Consider the following 322-nt stretch of genomic DNA (forward strand, 5'->3'; position numbering starts at 1 on the left):
TATTAGAAGAGCTTGCCTCATCAGAGTCAGCTCTGTTCGCATCAAGACATTATCAATACGATAAGCAACATCAATTACTTCGCTGTGATAGCGAAGTAGCAGAGCAGGGCGCAACTAGTGAGGTTCAAACCTCTCAAGGGCCTGAAACCAAAAGCACACCCGATGTTAAGTCATTTCGCTATAACAACATCAGCAAACTCGTCAGTGACAGTCATACTCGTGTATCGGATAACCCTACTGGCAACAAAACCAGTGTTCAGCAACAATACCAATGGGATGGATTTGGTAATCCTACTCATTCTCTACGTGATAACGATAACCG

The 322-nt window shown here is 43.8% G+C and carries 1 protein-coding gene; it reads left to right on the forward strand.

Going from position 1 to position 322, the window contains the following annotated elements; translation table 11 throughout:
* Window positions 1-322 (forward strand): hypothetical protein (locus AAEZ00_RS20795; RefSeq protein ID WP_351089775.1); only part of this gene is annotated, 322 nt, incomplete at both ends.

The sequence above is a fragment of the Shewanella sp. S1-49-MNA-CIBAN-0167 genome (assembly GCF_040310145.1).
In the GTDB taxonomy this organism is placed as follows: Bacteria; Pseudomonadota; Gammaproteobacteria; order Enterobacterales; family Shewanellaceae; genus Shewanella; species Shewanella psychromarinicola.